The 22,486-nt window shown below is 67.8% G+C and carries 15 protein-coding genes; 9 read left to right on the top strand and 6 right to left on the bottom strand.

Going from position 1 to position 22,486, the window contains the following annotated elements; translation table 11 throughout:
* Positions 1–36: 36 nt before the first annotated feature.
* The 8 genes from ACEN9H_RS12485 to ACEN9H_RS12520 all read left to right on the top strand — a co-directional run bounded on the left by ACEN9H_RS12485 (position 37) and on the right by ACEN9H_RS12520 (position 12,059).
* Positions 37–1,752 (top strand): CocE/NonD family hydrolase, encoded by a 1,716-nt coding sequence (locus tag ACEN9H_RS12485; protein WP_413675000.1) that lies wholly within the window; start codon positions 37–39, stop codon positions 1,750–1,752.
* Positions 1,749–2,903, top strand: a complete 1,155-nt coding sequence (locus ACEN9H_RS12490; RefSeq protein ID WP_413675001.1) for a CapA family protein — start codon at positions 1,749–1,751, stop codon at positions 2,901–2,903. Before ACEN9H_RS12485 ends, ACEN9H_RS12490 begins: the two co-directional genes overlap by 4 nt.
* The gene (locus ACEN9H_RS12495; RefSeq protein WP_413675002.1) at positions 2,900–3,991 is read left to right on the top strand and encodes a 2-hydroxyacyl-CoA dehydratase; all 1,092 of its coding nucleotides are present in this window, start codon (positions 2,900–2,902) and stop codon (positions 3,989–3,991) included. Before ACEN9H_RS12490 ends, ACEN9H_RS12495 begins: the two co-directional genes overlap by 4 nt.
* A complete protein-coding gene (locus ACEN9H_RS12500) occupies positions 3,988–5,298 on the top strand; it encodes a 2-hydroxyacyl-CoA dehydratase (protein WP_413675003.1) in 1,311 nt (436 codons plus the stop codon). The genes ACEN9H_RS12495 and ACEN9H_RS12500 overlap by 4 nt, the downstream gene beginning before the upstream one ends.
* Positions 5,295–6,545: a CaiB/BaiF CoA transferase family protein gene (locus ACEN9H_RS12505; RefSeq protein WP_413675004.1), complete on the top strand. Its 1,251-nt coding sequence runs from the start codon at positions 5,295–5,297 to the stop codon at positions 6,543–6,545. The genes ACEN9H_RS12500 and ACEN9H_RS12505 overlap by 4 nt, the downstream gene beginning before the upstream one ends.
* 25 nt (positions 6,546–6,570) lie before the next feature.
* A complete protein-coding gene (locus tag ACEN9H_RS12510; RefSeq protein ID WP_056125421.1) occupies positions 6,571–7,818 on the top strand; it encodes an MFS transporter in 1,248 nt (415 codons plus the stop codon).
* Entirely contained in the window at positions 7,815–9,194 is a 1,380-nt protein-coding gene (locus ACEN9H_RS12515; protein ID WP_413675005.1) for a hypothetical protein, read from the top strand. The genes ACEN9H_RS12510 and ACEN9H_RS12515 overlap by 4 nt, the downstream gene beginning before the upstream one ends.
* Before the next feature lie 183 nt (positions 9,195–9,377).
* Positions 9,378–12,059, top strand: coding sequence for a TonB-dependent receptor plug domain-containing protein (locus ACEN9H_RS12520; protein ID WP_413675006.1), 2,682 nt, complete (start codon positions 9,378–9,380; stop codon positions 12,057–12,059).
* 55 nt (positions 12,060–12,114) lie between these two features.
* Here the strand turns inward: ACEN9H_RS12520 and ACEN9H_RS12525 are convergent, their stop codons facing one another.
* The 4 genes from ACEN9H_RS12525 to ACEN9H_RS12540 all read right to left on the bottom strand — a co-directional run bounded on the left by ACEN9H_RS12525 (position 12,115) and on the right by ACEN9H_RS12540 (position 16,657).
* Positions 12,115–13,224: an alpha/beta fold hydrolase gene (locus ACEN9H_RS12525; protein WP_413675007.1), complete on the bottom strand. Its 1,110-nt coding sequence runs from the start codon at positions 13,222–13,224 to the stop codon at positions 12,115–12,117.
* A 190-nt stretch (positions 13,225–13,414) separates the two neighbouring features.
* Positions 13,415–14,884: a glucose-6-phosphate dehydrogenase gene (gene zwf / locus ACEN9H_RS12530; RefSeq protein WP_413675008.1), complete on the bottom strand. Its 1,470-nt coding sequence runs from the start codon at positions 14,882–14,884 to the stop codon at positions 13,415–13,417.
* Between the two features lie 50 nt (positions 14,885–14,934).
* The gene (locus ACEN9H_RS12535; RefSeq protein WP_413675009.1) at positions 14,935–15,189 is read right to left on the bottom strand and encodes a hypothetical protein; all 255 of its coding nucleotides are present in this window, start codon (positions 15,187–15,189) and stop codon (positions 14,935–14,937) included.
* A gap of 424 nt (positions 15,190–15,613) precedes the next feature.
* Positions 15,614–16,657, bottom strand: a complete 1,044-nt coding sequence (locus tag ACEN9H_RS12540) for a LacI family DNA-binding transcriptional regulator (RefSeq protein WP_056125430.1) — start codon at positions 16,655–16,657, stop codon at positions 15,614–15,616.
* Between the two features lie 945 nt (positions 16,658–17,602).
* On the opposite strand from ACEN9H_RS12540, the gene ACEN9H_RS12545 reads away from it, so the two are divergent.
* Positions 17,603–20,563, top strand: a complete 2,961-nt coding sequence (locus ACEN9H_RS12545) for a TonB-dependent receptor (RefSeq protein WP_413675010.1) — start codon at positions 17,603–17,605, stop codon at positions 20,561–20,563.
* 117 nt (positions 20,564–20,680) lie between these two features.
* Here the strand turns inward: ACEN9H_RS12545 and ACEN9H_RS12550 are convergent, their stop codons facing one another.
* Both ACEN9H_RS12550 and ACEN9H_RS12555 read right to left on the bottom strand, forming a co-directional pair.
* Complete coding sequence (locus ACEN9H_RS12550; RefSeq protein ID WP_413675011.1) at positions 20,681–21,721, bottom strand: DUF4380 domain-containing protein; 1,041 nt, start codon at positions 21,719–21,721, stop codon at positions 20,681–20,683.
* A 53-nt stretch (positions 21,722–21,774) separates the two neighbouring features.
* Positions 21,775–22,482: an ABC transporter substrate-binding protein gene (locus ACEN9H_RS12555; RefSeq protein ID WP_413675012.1), complete on the bottom strand. Its 708-nt coding sequence runs from the start codon at positions 22,480–22,482 to the stop codon at positions 21,775–21,777.
* Positions 22,483–22,486 lie beyond the last annotated feature (4 nt).

The following is a 22,486-nucleotide window of genomic DNA, read 5'->3' on the forward strand; positions in this document are numbered from 1 at the left end:
ATAAACATTAAAACTCAAAAGCAGTAGGAGACTACAATGGCATCGACGATGCGCCGCGCACTGCAGGGGATGTTCTGCGCGCTGGTACTGACGGCCGGGACGGCCAACGCCACCGGGCCCACCGGGTTTGGCGCGCCGCTGCCGGCCGCCGTCCATGAGATCGAGCGCAGCTCGTTCTACATCCCGATGTCGGACGGCACCCGGCTGGCCGCCGACGTCTACCGGCCGAAGGCGCCGGGGCGCTACCCGGTCATCCTGCACGCCAGCGCGGCGCGCAGCCGCCCGTCCGACACGGACGACCGGTCGGGCGCCGGCGGGTTCTCCACGCAGATGATCAACCTGGCCCGCTACGGCTACGTGTTCGTGGTGGTCGAGCGGCGCGGCCTCGGCGCCTCGTTCGGCACGCGGCGCGGCTACCACGACCGCACCGAGGCGCGCGACGCCTACGACCTGACCGCCTGGGCCGCCACCCAACCGTGGTCGCAGGGCGCGGTCGGTGTGTTCGGCTGCTCGAATACGGGCGACGCCGCGATGCACTTCCTGACCACGAAGACCCACCCGGCCCTGAAGGCCGTGTTCGCGGGCTGCTTCAACTGGGATAAATACAGCGGCGGGCGGCGCGGCGGCGTGCTGGCCAACTGGGGCACCGGGCCGCAGTCCAGCGTCGAGCAGGACCTGCGCACCGCGATCCCGGTCGACGGTGACGACGCGCGCACCCTGCTGCGCCAGGCGGTCCAGGACCATGCGCGCAACACGCCGCTGCTGGACCTGTGGTCGGGCATGCCGAACCGCGGCGACGTTTCGCCGCTGACCGGCACGCCGTTCTGGGAGGAGGGCAGCATCGCCACGTATGGCGACACGGTGCGCAAATCCGGCGTGCCGGTCTACATCCAGGCCGGCTGGCAGGACGACTTCCGGGCCCAGGCGTTCGTCTCGCTGGCCAACCTGACGCAGCCGACGAAACTGATCGTCGGCGACTGGGGCCATTGCTACAGCAAGGATTTCTCGATGGCGGCCGAGGCGCTGCGCTGGTTCGACCACTGGCTCAAGGGCGCCGACAACGGCATCATGCAGGAGCCGCGCATCCATTACGAGACGGTGAACGCGGGGTGGCGCACGGCCGACGCATGGCCGGTTCCGGCCAGCCATCCCGTCAAGGCTTTCCTCGGCGCGGGCAGCCTGGACATGCGCGAGCCCGAACCCGGCAAGCTGTCGTTCAAGGTCGACTACCAGCCCGTCTGCGCGCGCGGCACGGGCCTCGGTCCGACCTGCCCGCAGGACGACAAGGGCCTGACGTTCACGAGTGCGCCGCTGGCCGCCGACATGGAACTGACGGGCCACCCGGTCGCCGACCTGTGGCTGTCGTCCAGCGTGGAGGACGGTCCCGTGTTCGCCTACCTCGAGGACATCGCGCCCGGCGGCGCCATCGCCATGGTCAGCGAAGGCCGGCTGCAGGCGCGTCACCGCAGGCTGGCGCCGGCGCCGTTCGCGCTGCCGGGCATTCCCTGGCACAGCTTCGACAAGGCCGACGTGGAAAACCTCGTGCCGGGACAGGCCGCGCGCTTCGTGTTCGACCTGCTGCCAGTGTCGTGGGTATTCAAGGCCGGGCACCGCTACCGCCTGACCATTACCGGCGCCGACCCGCGCGAAAAACTGCGCAAGACGTACGCGCCGGCCCCGACGTGGACCGTGTGGTTCGACCGCGCGCATCCGTCGCAGCTGGTGCTGCCGCTGGTGGGGGCGTCGATATGAGCGGCATTTCCTTGCTGATGGTCGGCGACCTGGTGCTGGACGAACCCGATCCAGACCGCTTTTTCGACAACGCCCGCGCCGTGCTGCGCGGCGCGGACCTCGTGGTCGGGCACGTGGAGACGCCGTACACGCTGCGCGGCAAAGAACAATCCGGCGACGTGCCGGCGGAAGCGGCCGACCCGGCGAAGCTCGCGAGCCTCGCACGGGCGGGCTTTCACGCCGCCAGCCTGGCCGGCAACCACGTCTACGACCAGGGCGAGGAGGGCGTGGCGGACACCATCGCCGGCCTGTACGCGCACGGCATCGCGCCGTTCGGCGCCGGCGTGGATCTCGCGGGCGCGCGCCTCCCGGCCATCCTCGAACGGGGCGGCCTGCGTGTCGGCTTCCTGGGCTATAACTGCGTCGGACCGCGCCTGTCGTGGGCCGGCCCAGGCAAGGGCGGCTGCGCCTACGTCCAGGTGATCTCGCACTACGAACCGGAAGGCGCCAATCCGGGCGGTCCGCCGCAGGCATTCACGTTCCCGGTCCCCGCGACGCTGGATGCCATGCAGGCCGACATCGTGGCGCTGCGCCGGCAGGTCGACATCGTGGTGGTCTCGCTGCACAAGGGGCTCGTGCACACGCCCGCGCAGCTGGCGATGTACGAACGCCCGGTGGCACGCGCCGCGATCGAGGCGGGCGCCGACATCGTGGTCGGCCACCATCCGCACATCGCGCGCGGCATCGAATTCTACAAAGGGCGGCCGATCTTCCACGGTCTGGGCAACTTCGTCACCGTGACGCGCGCGCTGAACGTGGAAGGCAACGACCACCCGGCGCGCCTCGCGTGGGCCGAGCGGCGGCGCAAGCTGTTCGGCTTCGTGCCCGATCCGGGCATGCCGTGCTATCCGTTCCATCCGGAGTCGCGCAACACCATGATCGCGGATTGCCGCATCGCGCCGGACGGCCGGGTCAGCGCGGGCTTCCGGCCGTGCTGGATCGGCGACGACGGCGCGCCCCGTGTGCTCGGCAACGACGCGCAAGGGCGGGCAGTGGCCGGCTACCTGGCCGATATCGGCCGCGCGGCCGGCATGGACACGGTGTTCCGCTGGGAAGGAGAACGCGTCGTCGTCGCGCCGGGCGGCAAGGATCCGATGGGAGCGATGGCATGAGCGCGCTCGAGATTTTGCAGAAGGCGTGCGCGCAGCCGTTCGCCGCGGCGCATGCGGCGAAGGAAGCGGGCCGGCGCGTCGTCGCCTACCTCGGCACCTCGGTCCCGGTGGAACTGATCCGCGCCGGCGGCGCGTTCGCGTTCCAGCTGGCCGGTGATCCGTCGCTGCCGGCGCCGTTGGCCGACCTGTACCTGGACGACGAATACGACGGCGAGATTCGCTCGCTGTTCGACCGGATCGGCGGCGGCGGGTGCGACGTCGCCGACCTGATCGTGATCCCGCGCGCGTCGAACGGCCTGCTGTACCTGTATTACAGCCTGCTCGAACTGCGCCGGCTGGAGCCGCAGCGCCGATTTCCCGAGCTGCTGCTGTATGACGTGCTGAACACGCCGAACTGGGCGACGGCGCGTTATGTGCTGGACCGCACCCGCGCGCTGCATGCGCGGCTGGGTGGTTCGGCCGACGACGTGCGCGCGGCGATCGCCCTGGTCAACGAACAGCGGCGCGCGCTGCACGCGTTGAATGCCCGCCGGCGCGCCGGTCGGCTGCGCGGCAGCACGTGGTGGACCGCGTTGCGCGCGTCGCGCGTGATGGAACCGCAGGCCTGGCTCGACGCGGTGCGCGCGCTGGTGGACGAGGCGGCGCCGGCGCGGCGCCTGCTGCTGAAGGGCTATGGCCAGGATACGCCGGCCCTGTACGCGCTGGCGGAATCGCTCGGGGCGAACATCGTGGCCGACGACCACCTCGGCGGCGAGCGCACCGTGCAATGGCTCGTCGACGAGACGGCGGAACCGCTGGCCGCGCTGGCCGGGCACTACCAGTCGCGCGTGCCCACCATCCGTTCGTATCCGCAGGGGGCGGAGGACGCCGCGTGGGTGGCGTTGCTGGGGGAGAGCAGGGCGCAGGGCGTGCTGTTCTACCACGAGGAATTCGACGACACCTTCGGCTGGGACGTGCCCGGCCAGGTCGATCGCCTCGCCGCGCCCGACCTGCCGCACGCACTGCTGGCGCGCCAGTCCTACCACGCGCCGGACCGGGACGCGCAGCGCGCCGTCCTGGCCGGCCTGATCGAAAGCCTGCCCACATGAGCCGTCCCGTCCCCACCCGCCTCGCGTCGACGCTGGCGGCCAACGCCCACCAGAAGGAAGAATTCCAGGCGTTCCGCCGCCGCGTGCTCGAAGACGGCGAACCGTACGTCATCTCGGACGCGGTGGCGCCGGCCGAGATCCTGCACGCGATGGACATCCACGTGACACCGGTCGTCTGGTACTCGGCCATCATCGCGGCCAAGCAGCTGTCGCCGTATTACTTCGAGCAGATGGATGTCCGCGGCTTCCACGACCGCCTGCCGCGCTATACGAGCCTGCCGCTGATGAGCACCCTGGACGGCAATCCGCAGCGGGCGCCGTACGGCGGCCTGCCGAAGCCGATGATGATCCTCTCGCGCTTTCGCGACGACTACGGCCAGCGCATCAGCGAACTGTGGTCGCGCGCGTACGGGGGCGTGCCGGTGTTCGGCCTGGACGCCAGCTCCAGCACAGCGCTGGGCCCGCGCTGGTGGGAGCGCGGCCTGCGCGACTGGGAAACCCTGTACGAGCCGCACCGCCTGGATTTCCAGGTCGAGCAGCTGGAAGGGCTGATCCGGACTGCCGAGACGCTGTCCGGCCGCAGCTTCGAACCGCTCGAGTTCATGCGTCAGATGCACCGCATTAACGAGGCCGGCGAGATCGTGGCCGACATCCGCGACATGCTGGCCCGCGCGCGTCCGTTGCCGGTGCCGCTGACCGAACAGCTGGCCAACGTGATGGCGCCGACGTGGGACCGCGGCAGCGCATGGTCGGTCGCCCACCTGAAGGCGTTCCGCGCGGAGTTGCGCACACTGATCGGGCAGGGCGCCGCCGCGTGCCCGAACGAGCGACTGCGCCTGCTCTGGGTCGGCAACGGTCTGTGGTTCAACACCGGTTTCTACCGCGCCTTCGAAGAAAAGTACGGCGCCGTGTTCGTGTGGACCATGTATTCGAACTTCCTGTCGGACGGCTACCGCCGCTACTTCCGCGACGACCCCGCACACGCGCTGCGCGCGCTGGCCTCGCGCCACATCAGCATGAACGAGCAGCTGCACGTGCCGCCCTGGATGGGCGACTGGATCGTCGAACAGGCCCGTGCCTACGGGGCCGACGGCGCCGTGATGCTGGTGCCGAAGCACGACCGCATGGGGTCCCTCGGCTCGCGAATGACGAAGGTCGCGCTCGAACGGGCCGGCATCCCGGTGGTGGAGCTGCACGCGAACATGGTCGACGCCCGCATGTGGGACGACGCGGCCATGCGAAAAAAGGTTGAAGAATTCATCGAACAGCGCCTGTTGCGCGGTTCAACAACAACGGAGACAGCATGAGCGAAGACACGACGCTCCCCCGCCCGCTCGAGGGCATCACGGTCCTGGACCTGACGACCGCGCTGGCGGGGCCGTACGCGACCCTGATCCTGGCCGGCCTCGGCGCCCGCGTGATCAAGGTGGAGAACCCGCGCAACCCGGATTCGGCGCGCACCAATTCGCCCTATCTCGGACGCGAAGGCCTGAAAGTCACGCGCGAGCACGACGACGACCTGTCGCTGGCGATGCTCGAGCGCGGCCGCAACAAGGAAGCGGTGACCCTGAACATGAAGCACCCCGAGGGCCGCGCGCTGTTCCTCGACCTGGTGAAACATGCCGACGCGGTGGTCGAGAACTACAGCGCCGGCGTGGCCGACCGCCTCGGCATCGGCTACCGGGCGTGCGCGGAAGTCAATCCGCGCATCGTGTTCACGTCGATCAGCGGGTTCGGCGCGAACGTGCAGCCGCGCCAGAACAAGGCCATGGACAACATCGTGCAGGCGATGAGCGGCATGATGCTGGCGTCGGGGAATCCGGGCGATCCGCCGGTCCGCACGGGCATCCCGTTCGGCGACCTGTCCGCACCGCTGTTCGCCGCGATCGGCACCCTGGCCGCGCTGATGCAGGCGCGCGCCACGGGCCGGGGCCAGCACGTCGACGTGTCGCTGCTGGGCGCCCTGTCGTCACTGGTGGCCGCCGAGCCGTTCGAGATCATGGCGAAACTCGGGCACCCGACCCGCGCCGGCAATTTCATGGCGCGCCTCGCCCCGTTCGGCGTGTTCCCCACGTCCGATGGCTATATCGCGATCTGCGCGCCGAAGGACGACTTCGTGTCCGGACTTTTCCGCGCGATGGACCGGCCCGACCTGATGCAGGATGCGCGCTTCGCCACCCGCGATGCGCGCGTGCGCAACCACGTCGAGCTGCACGACATGGTGAGCGCCTTCACCCGCACCATGACGACCGACACGGCGGCCGAACGCCTGACCGATTTCGACGTGCCGAACGGCCCCGTGCGCGAACCGGCCGAGGCCCTGCGCGATCCCACGCTGCTGGCGCGCGGCGAAACGGCGAAGCTGCAGCATCCGGTGTACGGCGCCGTCGAGGACATCGTCGTCGGCGGCCTGCCGATCCGCATGTCGGGCGCGTTCACCGGGTTCGACAAGCCGGCCGTGACGCTCGGCGCCAGCAACGACGACGTGTACGGGCAGATGCTGGGCCTGGACGCCGAACGCATCGCCGCCCTGGCGCGCGACGGCGTGATCTGATGAATAAAAACGGAGGAGACACACCATGATGGCCGACGATACCGTACCCAGGCTCGCCCCGCAGGCGCGCTGGGTCGTGTTCTACCTTGCCGTCGTCTTCGCGATGATGACGATGCAGATGTCCAGCCTGGGCTTCGCGCCCCTGCTGCCCGCGATCCAGAAGGACTTCGCGATGAGTTTCAGCCAGGTCGGCACGTTTACCGGCGTGTACGGCCTGGTGGCGCTGGTCGTCAGCATCCCGGCCGGCATGCTGGCCAAGCACTACGGCGAAAAACGCGTGATGTGCGCCGGTCTCGCCATCCTCGCCCTGGGTCTGCTCGGCCTGTCGCTGGCCGAGAACTTCGGCGAGGCGATCACGGCGCGCGCCGTGTGGATCTTCGGCTACCGTCTCGCGTTCGTCTGCGTGATGACGGCGATCGCGCTGACCGCGCCGGCGCACCTGAAGGGCAGGGCGATGGGCGTGCTGGGCGCCATGTCCTCGCTCGCGACGGTGCTCGGCGCGCCGTTCTGCGCGGAGATCGCCGTGAGCCTCGGCTGGCGCCACGCGATCATGGCCTTCGGCGGCATGGCGCTGCTCGGCCTCCTGGTGTTCGCGGGCTTCTACCGCCAGCGTCCGGAGGTGGTGCAGGCGGGGCGCGCCGCCCAGGGTGACCGCCAGGGCGCGTTCTCGGCCTTCCGCATCCCCATCGTCTGGACCATTCCGCTGCTCGGGCTGTCGAACATGGGCGGGTTCGCCGCCACGTTCTTCCTGCCGGCCGCGCTGAAGGCGCAATTCGGCATGGATGCGGCCGGATCGGCCCAGGTGATCAGCATCGCCTACATCTGCGCGATCGTCGTGAACCCGCTGTGCGGCTGGCTGTCCGACCGTCTGAACCGCTGGCTCGTCCTGGCCGGCATGATGGCGTTGAGCATCCCGGCGTCGCTCGCGATGATGTCGGATGACGTGCTGGTGTTCGAGGTCGCGGCGGCCACGCTGATCGCCTGCGGCCTCGCCACGACCAACCAGCTGTACCCGACGGTGGCGGAGCTGATGCGGGGCCGCGACGTCGGCCCGCTGATGGGCATCACGGCGCTCGGCGGCGGCATCTTCGGCTACCTGGGCCCGCAGGCGCTGGGCTGGCTGCGCGACTGGTCGGGCGGTTTCACGGCCGGCTGGTGGACGCTGGCCGGCGTGGCCGCCTTCTCCACCTGCCTGATGCTGTTCCTGAAAAACTACGCGGACCGCAACAATGCCCGCCTCGCGGCGCACGCGGCACGGGAGGTGACCGTATGAAGCGCATTCTCCTGGCAACCTGCGTGGCGCTGGCCTGCGCCGCCCATGCCGCCACGCCGCACACGAGCACCGAGGGCAAGCTGAAGGACGGCACCCCGTACCGCATCGACATGCCGCAACACTGGAACGGCGCAGTGCTGATCGGGCTCGATTACGCGAGCCGCCCGCCCGGACCGGACGCCGACGCGCTGCTGGCGGAGGGCTATGCGCTGGCCGGCACCACGCGCCAGATCAGCGGCTGGGCCATCCACCGCGCCGCCGCCAACGCGGTCGAGACGCTCGACCTGGTCGAGGCCAGGTATGGCCGGGCCGCGCTGCCGATCGAGTTCGGCCAGTCGCAGGGCGGCCACACGGCGGCCGTCTCGGTGCAGGCCTATCCGCAGCGCTGGCGCGGCGCGCTCGTGCAGTGCGGCGGCCTGTCGGGGGCGATCGGCCAGTGGCAGGGCAAGCTGGATGGGCTGTTCGTCGCCAAGGCGCTGCTGGCGCCCAATTCCAGCCTGCCGGTGACCGGCATTCCCGACGACTGGCAGACGACCGCGCTGCCGGCATGGACGGCGATGCTCGCGCAAGCCGAGAAGACGCCCGCCGGGCGCGCGCGCATCGCGCTGGCGGCGCGCGTGGCGCAACTGCCGGCGTGGTCGATTCCCGCCAACGCGGAACCCGCGCCGGACGATCCGCAGGCACGTGCGCGCGGCCTCGCGGACAGCCTCGTGCGTGGCCTGGTGCGCCAGGCGCTCGGCAGCCGCAACCAGATCGAGAAGCTTTCAGGGGGGAACATCAGCGCCAACGCGGGCGTCGACTACGGCGCGCTGCTGGCGGCGGCCGACGCGGATGGCCTCGTGCGCGGGCTGTACCGCGACGCCGGCCTGTCCCTGGACGCCGACCTGGCCACGCTCGCGCAGACGCCGCGGCTGACGGCCGATCCGAAGGCGCTCGCGTATTTCGCGACGGGGACGTTCGACGGCGACATCGCCATGCCGGTGCTGACCATGACCGGGATCGGCGACGCCATTTCCCCGACGGCGGCGCAGCAGGCCTACCAGGACGCGGTCGACCGGGCGGGGAAGGGCGAACTTCTCCGGCAGACGTACACGCACAGCGCCGGCCATTGCGGTTTCACGCCGGCGGAGACAGTGGCGGGCGTGCATGCGCTGGTCGCGCGCATCAAGAGCGGGCGCTGGCCGGATACGTCGGCGCCGGGCATGACGGCGCTGGCGCGCGCGACCGGTCTCGGCGAGGCGCGCTTCATCCCGTACGCGCCGCCGACTTTCCTGCGCCCCTACACGGCCTGCACGCTGCAGGCCACCCTGAAGTCCGCAGGCCTGCAGCCGTTCGCGCTGCCGGGCCAGACCCTGCCGCGTTGCCCGGCGCCCTGAGCGCCGCCTTCTCGACGGCGCCGTCGGCTTCGCGCTGACGGCGCCGTCATTCCATTCCCGATCCCGCGCGACGTCCGGCACACGTATCCGCGCGACGCAGAAATTTTGCGCCCCGGTGTTTACTTTCACGACAAAATGGTTTTATAGTATAACGAATATAGAACATAACTAAACGGAGACATCATGACCCGCTCGTACCGCAAGACCCGTCAGTTCCGCATGACCGCCGTCGCGTTCGCGACCTTCTGCCTGGCCGCAGGCATCCCGGAGGCCGCGCTCGCGCAGGAGACGCCGGCCGCCGCTGCGCCGGAAAAAGTGCAGCAGATCGTCGTCACCGGCACCAGCATCCGCGGCGTCGGCGCCGTCGGTTCGCCTTCGTTGTCGATGAACCGCGAAGCCATCTCTGCCAGCGGCGCCAAGGACAGCAGCGAGATCGCCCGCCTGCTGCCCCAGGTGATCAACCTGGGCGCGGACGAGAGCCGCCTGGGCGGCGCGCAGGACGCGGCGGCCAACACGACGCGCACGTCCGGCATCAACCTGCGCGGCATCGGCAACGAGGCCACGCTGCTGCTTGTGAACGGGCGCCGCGTTGCGTCGAGCGGCGTGATCAAGTCGCTGGCGGATCCGAACCAGATCCCGGCGGCCGCGATCCAGCGCATGGAAGTGGTGCTGGACGGCGCGTCGGCGATCTACGGCTCGGACGCCGTGGCTGGCGTGGTGAACATCATCACGCGCAGCAACGTGGACGCGATCGAGACCATGCTGCGCTACGGCAGGGCGGACGGCATGAACCAGAAGATCTTCAGCCAGACGCTGGGCAAGACGTGGGACGCGGGCAGCGTGTTCGTCGCCTACGAGCACAACGACCGCGGCAGCCTGGCCGCGAACGCGCGGCCGTTCTTCTCGAACGACCTGCGTCCCTACGGCGGCACCGACCAGCGCTCCACCCAGGCCGTGCCGGGCAACGTGCTGATCGGGCGGAACATCTATGCGATCCCTGCCGGCCAGAACGGCATCGGCCTGACGCCGGCGCAGCTGGTCCAGGGCAGCGGCAACCGCTACGATGCGGGCACGGTGGGCGATTTCCTGCCGAACCAGAGGCGCGACACGCTGTATGCCAACGCCTACCACAAGGTCAACGACCGGCTGGAAGTGTTCTACGAGGGCCTGTACTCGCAGCGCGACTACCGCCAGCGCACCGCGCCGCTGGGCGCCAACCTGAACGTGCCGGCCACCAGCCCGTACTACGTGCGCCCGGCCGGCGCGCCGGCCGGCACGGGCGAAACGGTGGCCTACCGCTTCCTGTTCGACGACCAGGACCTGAACATCGGCGGGCGCGAGAACAACAGCCAGAACGCGATCGGCCTGACCTACGACTTCGACAACGGCTGGGAGATCAACAGTGCCTACTCCTACGGGAAGAACGACGCCTGGGTCCACCGCAATGGCCTGATCAACACGGGCAACGTCGGCCGAGCGATCGCCGCCGGCACCATCAATCCGTTCAGCGCCCTGGCTGGCGCCAACCCTGGCTTCGCCGATTTCGCCGCGTACCGCGACCAGACCGCGACCAACAAGGACAGCACGCTGATGTTCAAGGTCGACGGCCCGATCGCCCGCCTGAATGCCGGCAACGCCCGTATCGCGGTGGGCAGCGAACTGCGCCACGTCAGCTTCGACCAGGGCCTGTGGCAGAACGTGACGACGCCGACGACCGCGGCGCGCCATTCGGAACTCCGGAACAGCCGCAGCGTGAAGTCGCTGTATTCCGAGCTGTACGTGCCGCTGGTCGGCGGTCCTGCCGCCATGCCGTGGGTGAAGCGGCTCGAACTGTCGGTGGCCGGTCGCTACGAGCGCTATTCCGATTTCGGCAGCACCACGAATCCGAAGGTCGGCCTGACCTGGGCGGTGAACGACAAGGTCAGCTTCAACACCACCTACGGCACGTCGTTCCGCGCGCCGTCGCTGGTCGACAACCTCGGCTCCTATACGAACCTGTCGCTCACCAACATCTTCGTCCAGGACATCAGCGATCCGACCGCGCCGGGCGGCGTGCGCCACGGTATCTACGTCAACGGCGGCAATCCGGCGCTGAAGCCCGAGAAGGCGCGTACCTGGTCGTTCGGCGCCGACATCAAGCCGGTGCGCGGCATGACCATCTCGGCCAGCTACTACAAGATCGACTACACGGACCGCATCGACACGATCCAGGCCAACAGCGCCCTGGCGAACGAAGCGCTGTACGCGAACTACATCATCCGCAATCCGTCCGCGACCCTCGTCAATTCCTATTTCGGCAGCCCGAACCTGCAAAGCCCGCCGGAGAATCCGGCCAATATCGGCGTCATCATCGACGGCCGGCGCAGCAATCTCGGCTCGCTCAGGCAACAGGGCATCGACCTCGACAGCCGCTACGTCATGAAGACGGGATCGGGCGACTGGATGGTCGGCCTGAACGTCGCCAAGATCCTGAAGCTGGAGCGCTCCAGCGCGCCGGGCCTGCCGTACACGGACGTGCTCGACACGTTCGGCAATCCGGTCAGCCTGCGCATGCGGGCGTCGGCGGGCTGGAAGCTCGGGGCCATGTCGGCGAACGTGTTCGCCAACTACATCGGCAGCTACACCAACATGGCGCTCGTGCCGAACACCGAGGTGCCGAGCATGACCACGTTCGACGCCACCTTGACCTATGCCGTCGACAAGGGCGTGGGCTACGGCTTCGGCGGCACCGTGCTGGCGTTGAGCGCACAGAACCTGTTCGACCGCGCGCCGCCGGTGGTGCTGAACGGCACCAGCTCCTGGGACTCGCAGAACGCGTCGGCGATCGGGCGGTTCGTGTCGATCTCGCTGACCAAGAGCTGGTGATTGGCCCGACTGTCCGTCCGGTCCGATGGGCTCGGGGAGCCCATCCTGCGTGTCGTCAGGCCTTCGCGGCGTCCTTCCCGTCCAGCCAGTCGAAGATTTGGGGCCAGAGGCGCGCATGCGCGCTGCGCCCCACCAGCACGCCCACGTGCTGCAAATTGACGCCCACGTCGCCCTCGTAGTGCAGCAGTTGCTTGCGCGGGCTCGCCGTCGCTTCGTGGAACGGCACCAGCGCCTCCGGCGGGATCAGCTTGCTGCGCGGGTCGACGACGGACAGCAGCGGCGCCGTGAGGTCGTGCGGGCCGATCGTGCGGTTGCCGAGCGCGAGCTTGCCCTGCATGAAGGCGTCGTGCCGGTACAGCGACTCGACGATCTCCGTAAACAACCGGCCCGGCAGCGGGAATTCGTCGTGCGTCCAGCGTTCCACGCGCATGTGCGTGACGAGCGCCTGCGGGTCCGTCATCGACAGCATGCGGTCCGTCCAGCGCTCCCACTGGAAGGCTTGCGGCTCGGCCATCGCGCTCATCATGTTGAGGAAGACGCCGGGTACCTGGCGGAACGTGTCCGCGATGGGGCGGGCGTGCGGCGTGGCGTCGATCAGGCGCGCGAAGCAGCTCGAGGCCGGCGTGAAGTGCAGCGGCGATTCCAGCAGGATCGTCGCGCGCACGGCGTCCGGGTGCAGGCCGCTGTGGATGGCGGCCAGGATGCCGCCCAGCGAGTGGCCCGCGACGACGACCTGTTCCGGTCCGCCGTCGGCCGCGATGGCGCCACGGCAGGCTTCCAGCAGGTGGTCGCCGTAGTCGTCGAGGCCGAAGTGGTCGTGCGTGTCGGGCAGCGCGACCCATTCGGCCAGGTAGACGCGGTAGCCGCGCTCCAGGAAGCGCCGCACGACGCTGATGTCGGGCGCCAGGTCCCAGATGTAGGGGCGCTTGATGGGGGCCGGCACGATCAGCACGGCCGGGCCGCCGTTCGGGGTGATGTCGGCCGGGGCGCCGTAGCGGCGCACGTTCAGGCCGGGTTCCGTGTGCAGGACCGTCGACGGCGTCTGCTGCGGGCCGTAGCCCACCCGTTCCAGCATCTCGCCGCGCGCCTTGCGGCTGCGGTCCATGTTCTTGAGGGCATGCGCACCGAGCGCGCCCATCGCGGTGTTCCAGTTGCTTGCCTGCATGGCGATTCGTCCGAGGTCAGAGTGGAAGACACCGCACTCTACGCCTCCAATCCGCAGGCTCCAATCGCGCACGACGGGAAAGTCACACGCGTTTGCGGAGCGTTAAACTGGAAACGTGCACGATGCCAGCGGGCTATTGTGCACGATTAAAACAGGGGGCGGCGCACGGACGCCGCCGCCCGGGTACGGCTTACTCGACCCAGCTGTGGCCGTCGCGCGCGAGCAGCGCGAACGACTCCGCCGGACCCCACGAGCCGGCCGCGTACGGATGCGGCTTCTCGTCCAGCGTCTGCCAGCCTTCGATGATCGGGTCGGCCCATTGCCACGCCGCTTCCAGTTCGTCGCGGCGCATGAAGTGGGTGAGGCGGCCGCGCACGACGTCGATCAGCAGGCGCTCGTACGCTTCGGCGCGGCGCTGCTGGAATGCCGATTGCAGGTCGAGGTTCAGCGCGACCTGCTGCATCTCCATGCCGCTGCCGGGCTGCTTGGCCATGAGTTGCAGCTTGATCGCTTCTTCCGGCTGCAGTTCGATGACGAGGCGGTTGGCGACGGCGCCGGCAGTCTGCGGGAACAGGGGAAACGGCGGGTTGGCGAACTCGACGACGATCTTCGACGAGCGGCGCGCCATGCGCTTGCCGGTGCGCAGGTAGAACGGCACCTTGGACCAGCGCCACGTGTCGATGAAGGCGCGCAGGGCGACGAAAGTCTCCGTCTTGCTGTCCTGCGGGACGTTCTTTTCTTCGTGGTAGCCGGGCACTTCCTGGTTGCCGGATACGCCGCGGATGTACTGGCCGCGGATGGTGTCGCGCGCGATGTCGGCCAGCGACAGGCGGCGCAGCGAGCGCAGCACCTTCAGTTTTTCGTCGCGCACGGCATCCGGCGACAGCGAGGTCGGCGGTTCCATCGCGACGATGCACAGCAGTTGCAGCAGGTGGTTCTGCACCATGTCGCGCATCGCGCCGGCGCCGTCGTAGAAGCCGGCGCGGCTGCCGACGCCCACTTCCTCGGCCACGGTGATCTGCACGCTGGAAATATTCGGCGCACGCCACAGCGGTTCCAGGATCGAGTTACCGAAGCGCAGGACCATCAGGTTCTGCACGGTTTCCTTGCCCAGGTAGTGGTCGATGCGGTAGATCTGCGACTCGGCGAAATGGCGGCCGACGTCTTCGTTGATCGCGATCGCGGACGCGAGGTCCGTGCCCAGCGGCTTTTCCAGCACGACACGGGCATTGGCGTCGACGAGGTTGCTCGCGGCGAGCTTGTCGCAGATGGTCGTGAACAGCGACGGCGCCGTCGACAGGTAGAACACGCGCTGGGCAGCGGCGCGCGAGGCTTGCGCGAGGGCCGAGAAGTCCGCTGCGGCCTGCACGTCCAGGCGGACGTACTCGAGCAGTTTGAGGAAGTCGTCCCACGTCTTTTCGTTGAAGTTGCTGGCCGCGATGAACGAGCGCGAGTTCGCCTCGATGTGGGCGAGGTAGGCTTCGCGGTTGAAGTCCTGGCGGCCGGTGGACAGGATGCGCGTCGTCGGCGGCAGATTGCCGTGCAGGAAGGCCATGTACAGGGCCGGCAGCAGCTTGCGCATGGCAAGGTCGCCCATGCCGCCGAAGATGATCATGTCGAGGGGGAGGCCGTTGTCTGCTTCTGTCGAGTGGGTCTGCATGTTGTTCTGGATCTTGGAAGTTGAGGTGGTTGCCGGCAGCGCGTGCGGCGTCATCCCGGTGGGGACGTGGCCGGGCCGGGCAGGGCGGTACGGTTGCGCAGCGCAGCTCCCGCGGTCGGGGCGGCCTGCGTGCGGCGGGTGGGCGCCGGGCGCGCCGGCTTGTGGCCGGGCGGCGGCGCCGTCGGGGATGGCGTCGACGAGGGCGCGCCAAAGGCCGTCCGCGCGCGTCTGGCGCTGCGGTCGCGGTGCGCGTGGCGGCGTTGTGGTGTCCCGGTGGTGGCCATGTCAGCTCGTAGTCGATGCACGATCGGTATTCGGAACCCGGCAGCCGCGCGGATTGCGGCCATGCAGGTGTTCCTGGAACAGAGGATTGTACACCGGGCCGGCGCCCGTGCCGGGAATGGGTCCCGGAGGGCCGGCCGGGGGCTCATCGCCTATATCAAAAACCGATAGCAAATGGCGAATAAATGATGGGCGGAGCATGCTGCGGCGCGTTACGATGACGGCTCGTGCGGTGGCGTGGTGGCCATCAGCACGGCCTCGACTTACTTACTCTCGATATCACTTCAGGGCGCCCGCGTGGCGCCCTTTTTTTTAGTCAATGTCCCAAAACCGGGGTCAGAGCCCGGTTTCGGGAAAGGTCTCACGGGAAGCGCCTACCGCGATGCGCATTTGCAGAAATGCTGCCGGGACATTGCCAAAAAACGGGCTCTGACCCCGGTGTCTGCCTCAGGCGCTCTCGCGCTCGACGATGGTGAAGCCGATGTCGCGCACGACCTCGGGAATGGGCGTGCCTGCGATGCGGTCGATGATGAATTGCGCTGCGATCTGGCCCATCTTGCGGCCGTCCAGGTGGACCGTCGTGAGGGCAGGATACGTCTCGGCCGCGAACGGTTGGTCGCCGAGGCCGACGACGGCCAGCTTGCCGGGGATGTCGATGCCGAGCTTGTGCGCTTCCGTGAGCACGCCCAGCGCGACCATGTCCGAGCTGCAGAACACGGCGTCGATGTCGGGATGGTCCGCCAGCAGCGCGCGCAGGCCCGCACGGCCCCCTGCCGCCGTGCCCGGCGCGGAGATCGTGTGGAAGGGGACCGAGCCGTCCGGCCCCTGCATGTCGAGCCGCACGGCCGCCTGCACGTACGCGCGGTTGCGGCGCTGCGCGCGTTCGTCCGACGCACTGATCACGGCGACGCGGCGCCGTCCGCGCTGGTACAGGAATTCGGCCACTGCCTGGCCGATGTCCTCGTGCGAAAAACCGACCAGCATGTCGGCCGGCGTGGGCGTCAGGTCCCATGTCTCGACGAGCGGAATGGCGCTCGCCTGCAGCCGGCGCCGGCCCTGCGCCGAGCGCATGATGCCGGCCAGGACGATGCCGTCCGGGCGGCGCCCGATGATCGCTTCCAGCAGCTCGTCCTCGCGCGAATTCTCGTAGCCCGACTGGCCCAGGATCAGCTGGTAGCCGGCCGCGGCGAGGTTCTCCGTCAGCGCCTGGACCGTGTCGATGAACACGGAGCCCGCGATGGTCGGCAGGATCGCGGCGACCATCCGGCTCTTCGTCGACGCCAGGCTGCCCGCCAGCAGGTTCGGCACATAGCCCGTCCGCTCGATCGCGGCGCGCACTTTCTGCACGAGGTCGGGCGACACCTTCTCCGGCGAGTTCAGCACGCGCGACACCGTGATCGGCGCCACGCCGGCCACGCGCGCCACGTCGACGAGCGTGAGGCCGCCTTTCGTGCGCCGGGTCCGCTTGGGCGGTTCGACCGGCGCGTTCATGCGGCCTCCGGGCAGCCCGACAGGGCGCCGCCGCGAATGCGATTCTGGAACTTCTGAAAATCGATCATGTCTTTAATTGCGATCTTCTCGTTGAATTGGATCGCGTATCGAAATAAATAGCAGCGACTCTAAATGCTCGGCCGGATGGCGACAAGATACCACTGCATTCCGTTACCGATGCGAAATGGGGAGGGATAAATGTTTTCATCAACGATTCAAAAATTTAATTGATTGCGCTACCAGATTGTATCGCTGATTGGGTCTGTTGCAATAAAGCGATATATAGGACAAACAGGGCATTTCGTGCGCAAGTTTGACTTCCATGATAGCGCTACCGTCGTTACCCTCGAATCATACGGCCGAGTTCATGTGCTGAACCTCCTGAATCTTGTTCTCATCTGCGTGCATCAGCATCGCGTTGGCCGGGGGCGGGTGCGGCCTGGTGGCGGCATCACGGGGCCGCGCCGGCTTTTGTCTGGTGCGCCCCTCGATTGCGCCCTTGATGGAATGCGATTTAATCGTGTGCGGCCTGCATGGCTGTTGCGAATTCAGTACGAATTGCTGAGCTATAAACTTTCAGCATACTTTTTCGTAAATAAAGAATACCTGCGATGTTAGCGTGCAACAGTGATGTTATGGTGTTTGACAAAAATCACAGTAAATATCTACACTCATGAAAACGATTACAAGACCATAACGACTACATCGCCAACGCAATCAATAAAGCGTGGAGACAAGAATGCCGACCTCATCCAGCCGTCCTCATTCATTCCGATCCGGGCGCCATTCCCGATCCGTTCCGGCCGTCGTTCCGGCAGCGCCGCGCTACCGCGCAGCGTAATTCTCAGACCGTTTTCGCGGCCGCCGCAGGGCGACCGCTTCGTCCGCCGTCGTAACCAGCTCCGCCGTGAAGCGGAGCATCAAACAGAGAGCACAGGAGACACCATGATTCGATTCAAGAGAACCGCGATCGCCGTGGCAGCCGGCCAGATCGCACTGCTCGCCAGCGGTGCCGCGCTGGCGCAGACCGAAGCGACACAGAACGCATCCGGTTCGAACGTCGTCGTCGTGACGGGCCAGCGCGCCGCGCTGCAGTCCGCACAAAAAATCAAACAGAATTCGGACGAGATCGTCGATTCGATCGTCGCCGATGACATCGGCAAGCTGCCGGACCGTTCGGTCACCGAGGTGCTGCAGCGCGTGGTCGGCGTGACGATCGACCGCACGATGTCGAAGGGCGACCCGGAACACTACTCGGTCGAAGGTTCCGGTGTGAACGTGCGCGGCCTGTCGTACGTGCGCTCGGAATTGAACGGCCGCGACTCGTTCTCCGCGAACGGCGGCCGCTCGCTCAACTTCGAAGACGTGCCGCCCGAGCTGATGGCCGGCGTCGACGTCTACAAGAACCCGTCGGCCGAACAGATCGAAGGCGCGGTCGGCGGTCTCGTCAACCTGCGCACGGCGATGCCGTTCGACTTCAAGGGCCGCAAGCTGGCCGTGTCGCTGGAAGACACGTATTCCGAACTGAAGCGCGGCAAGCGCCAGCCGTCCGCCTCGTTCATGTTCTCGGACCGCTGGAAGACGGGCTTCGGCGAAATCGGCGCCCTGGTCGACTTCGCCTATTCCGAAAGCGGCACCCGTACCGACGCGTTCCAGGTCGAGCCGTACTATCCGCGCGACGACGTCGTGGCCGGCAAGACCGTGTGGATCCCGAAGGGCTCGCAATGGCGCACGCTGGAATTCGACCGCAAGCGCAGGGGTACCTACGGCGCGCTGCAGTGGAAGAAGGACAGCTCGCTGAGTTCCTCGCTGACGTTCTTCAAGTCGCGCTACAAGATGCACTGGGACGAGCAGGCGATCTTCGCCCAGTCGAGCCCCTACAATATCCAGGTCAGCAAGGATGCGACGTTCAATTCGAAGGGCGCGCTGCTGACCGGCACGCTGACCGATCCGGCCGACGGCGGCATCAACTTCGGCGGCGACACGCGTTCGGCCGACCGCACGTCGGAAACGACGGACGTGTCGTGGAACCTGCGCTGGCGTCCGAACGACCGCTGGACCATCAGCACGGACCTGCAGCGCATCCGCGCCACGACCAGCAGCTTCGACTCGACCGTTGCCACCGGCGTGCAGATGCCGAGCGAGACGATCGACCTGCGCGGCGACGTGCCGTCCCTGTCGTTCACGGACGCCGACCGCGCCTACCTCGCGAACCCCAACAATTATTACTGGGCGTTCACGATGGAACACCAGGACCGCAGCAAGGCCGGCGAATGGGCGTGGCGCACCGACGCGAAGTACGACTTCGACCACCCGGTGCTGCGCGACATCCGTTTCGGCGTGCGCCTGACGGACCGCGACTCGCGCAACGAGAACTCCAACCCGAGCTACAACTGGGCGGCCATCACCCAGACGTGGCAGGTCGGTCCGACCAACACGCTGTCGAGCCTCGCGTACCTGGGCGATCCGCGCTTCAATAACCAGGTGCAGGTCCACTCGTTCAACAACTTCTTCAACAACAACACGTCGGTGCCGGCACTGGTGTTCCCGGCCGTCGCGCTGACCACCGGCTATCCGGCGTCGTACGCGCAGCTGCACACGTATCCGAACATGTTGTGCAACGACGGCAGCGGCAAGTGCACGTCGTGGAACCCCGCCACGTTCGGCACCGATCCGGCCGGCGTCAACGACCAGAAGGAGAAGACCGGCGCGCTGTACTCGCAACTGCGCTTCGGCTTCGACGACCTGAAGTACCCGGTCGACGGCAACATCGGCCTGCGCTACGTGAAGACCGACATGACGGCGCACGGCTACACCGTGTTCACGCCGAGCAATTCGACGGGTGCCGGCATCCCGCAGTTCACGGCGTTCTCCCAGAAGCAGGACTTCAGCAACAGTTACAACAACGTGCTGCCCAGCCTGAACCTGCGCATGAAGGCGAGCGACGCGCTGCAGTTCCGCTTCGGCCTGTCGACCGGCATCTCGCGCCCGGACTTCAGCGACCTGCAGGGCTACACGACGCTGTCGCAGAACGTGGACAACTCGAGCGGCCTGATCACTTACACAGGTAACGGCACCGGTAACCCGAACCTGCGTCCGGTCCGTTCGCACCAGGTGGACCTGACGGCCGAATGGTATTTCGCGAAGACCGGCTCGCTGACCGTCGGCCTGTTCAACAAGCAGCTGAAGGACGTCATCATCAAGCAGTCGTACGGCTACGACCTGGCGGACAACACCGGCAAGTCGTACACCTTCACGACCACGGGTCCGGTGAACGGCGCGGACGGCCATGCGCGCGGCGCGGAGATCGCGTTCCAGCAGTACTTCGACTTCCTGCCGGGCTGGCTGTCGGGCTTCGGCGTCCAGGCGAACTACACGTACGTGGACAGCAAGACGTCGCTGCACCAGCCGGTCCACTCCGTGTACTGCACGGGCGGCAACCTGGCGACGAACTTCAACCTGAACCTGAACGGCTGCGATACGAACGGCGCCACGTTCGGCGACCTGCCGCTGATCGGCCTGTCGCGCCAGTCGTACAACCTGGCGCTGATGTATGACCAGGGCAAGATCTCGGCGCGCCTGGCCTGGAACTGGCGTTCGAAGAACCTGCAGAACGTGAACGTCAACGGCACCAGCGGCGGCGACGGCACCGACAGCAACCCGGCCAGCCCGACCTTCGGCCAGCACAACGTGGCCTGGGCGCTGCCGACATGGGCGGACGGCTATGGCCAGCTGGACGGTTCGATCTTCTACAACGTGTCGGACAGGCTGTCGGTCGGCGTGGAAGCGCAGAACCTGACCGACTCCAAGGCACGCCAGCTCATGCAGCAGAGCACCGGCTTCATGGGACGTGCATGGTTCGTGTCGGGTCCACGTTATACGGCCAAGATGCGTTACAGCTTCTAACCGCGCAGCGTAGTTAACGCAAGATCCGCCGCCCCTGCGAAGGCCGGGGCCCAGTTCTGCAGGCGTCTCGTCAGCGCATGCAAAATCGGGCCCCCGCCTCCGCGGGGGCGACGTTTTTCAGAGTCCGTCGAGGCCCAGTTCCTTCGCATGCGCCCGCAGGAACGCCACCTGCGCCGCACGCGTATCCGGCCCGCCGTAGGGCAGCAGGGTCCACTGCTCGGACGCCTGCATGTGCCGGCCCGGTGCCAGCGTCACGTACGGCGCGTGCACCTCCATCTCCATCAATCCCTTCTCGGGCGCTTCCGGCTGCCAGTCGTTGTACAACTCGATCTGGCCCTGGTCCGGATGGATGGCCGCGCGCGGCTGGTGCGCGAACTGGATCACCAGTACCTGGCCTCGATGAAAACCCGCCATCCAGCCGGCCGACGGCTGCAGCAGCATCTTGCCGTTGCGATGCGGCTGGCCCTTGCCGGCGGGGTAGGCGTCCAGCGAGAACAGCCCATCCGCCAGCGTCCACGTCAGCGGCACCATGTCCGGCTTCGGCTCGATGGCCTGCTGGCGCACGTCTTCGCGGCGCGCGACGGGCACGTACACGCGCGTGTCCCCGTGGGCGCGCGTGTTGAACCAGATGTCCCACGCCACCTGCGTCTTGCGCGCGTTGGCCGCGTCGACGTCCAGGCGCAGGCTGTGCGGCTTGCCCGGTACGAGGCCGTAGCGTTTTACCAGCTGCAGGCCGTTCACGGGACTGGCGGGGCTCGCGAGCGTGATGGCGTCGGGCCGCTTTTCCTCGATCTTGTAGCGGGCGAGGCTCAGCCACGGATCGGGCGGCCACGGCGCGCCGGCGCGCGCCGGGTTCACGTCCTGGTGCGACCACCATTCCTTTTGCGGACCGACCCAGATCTCGTGGCCGAGCCAGCCGACGTTGTCCGTCGTTCCGCCGATGGCGACGTGCGGATCGCCGGCCGCGAGGTCGCTCTTGATGAAGCTGGGTTGGCCCGCCAGCCCGAACGACAGCAGCCGGCCGCCGATGGCGTCGGTGACGGTCGCGCGTACGCTGCCGTTGTCGAGGGTATGGACGGGAATATCGGCCGCTTGTGCTGCGGCCGTGAGGGCGCAGGTCAGGGCCAGCGCTGTTGCGGTTTTCGATGGTGTGGGCATAAGCTGTCGGGCTGGGTGTGAAATCGTTTTCAGCTCGACAGCTTAGCAAAGAATCACCCAGGCGGGGCGACCGATGCGCCTTCGATGCCGTGGCGTGTCATCGCCTCCGCCACGAAGCCGCCCGCCTTCATCTCTTCGACGAACGCGGCGAGCGAGGCAGCCGCGTGCTCGCCGCGCGATTTCGGCACGCCCATCGCCTGGCGGATGACCATGAAGCGGCCGTCCAGCAGGCGCAGGCCGGGCCGGGCCCGCGCGTCCGCTTCCAGCTGCTGGCGCACGCCCGCCGCGACGTCCGCGCCCTGTTCGAGGAACGTGGGCACCACGGCGGGCGAGGAGGGCGCGCGCACGATCTGCGCCTGCCGGAGCTCCCGGGTCAGGAACAGGTCGTACGCACTTCCTTTGCCGACGACGACGCGGTGCGCCGCCCGGTCGACGTTCTCGTTGGCGCGGATCGGTGAATCGTCCTTCACGAGGTAGCTGCCCTCGATCAGCACGTACGGCGCCGTGAACGCGATATCGGCGCCGCGCGCGGGATCGATGGCGAAGAAGCCGATGTCCGCGCGCTCGGTTGCGACGGCGTCGACCGACTTGCCGGCCGTGTCGACGACCACGAGCTCGAGGTCCACGCCGAGCCGCCGCGCGAACTCGCGCGCGAGGTCGACGGAGACGCCGCCCGCGCCGCCGTCACCGGCCGCATGCGCGAGGATCGGGTTGCCCAGATTGATCGCGGCACGCAGCTTGCCGCCCGGCGCGAAGTTCATCCTG

This window comes from Massilia cellulosiltytica (assembly GCF_047325105.1).
Taxonomy (GTDB): domain Bacteria; phylum Pseudomonadota; class Gammaproteobacteria; order Burkholderiales; family Burkholderiaceae_D; genus Telluria; species Telluria orientalis.